This is a genomic window from Bradyrhizobium sp. Kon69, assembly GCF_055807515.1.
This window is the reverse complement of the sequence record NZ_JBVVOS010000287.1, coordinates 1-286: the sequence shown is the minus strand read 5'-3', so window position 1 is coordinate 286 and position 286 is coordinate 1. Positions and strand designations below refer to the sequence as shown.

Annotated in this window: 1 pseudogene; it reads right to left on the bottom strand. The window is 63.6% G+C overall.

Going from position 1 to position 286, the window contains the following annotated elements:
- Nucleotides 1-286, bottom strand: a pseudogene (gene glyA, locus AC0L3U_RS39200) (serine hydroxymethyltransferase); the annotation flags it as partial.

The following is a 286-nucleotide window of genomic DNA, read 5'->3' as shown; positions in this document are numbered from 1 at the left end:
CCACCGGAGACCACATCGTAGCCACGCTTGATGAACACCTCGGCCATGGCCTGGGCGTTGTCGATCACCTGCTGCTGATAAACCTTGAAGCCCGGCTCCAGCGCTTCCTTGAAGCACACCGCCTTACCGGCGATCACATGCATCAGCGGGCCGCCCTGGGCGCCGGGGAATACGGCGGCGTTGAGTTTCTTTTCGATGGCTTCGTTGGCCTTGGCCAGGATCAGGCCACCGCGTGGACCGCGCAGGGTCTTGTGGGTGGTGGTGGTGACGACGTCCGCGTAGGGCA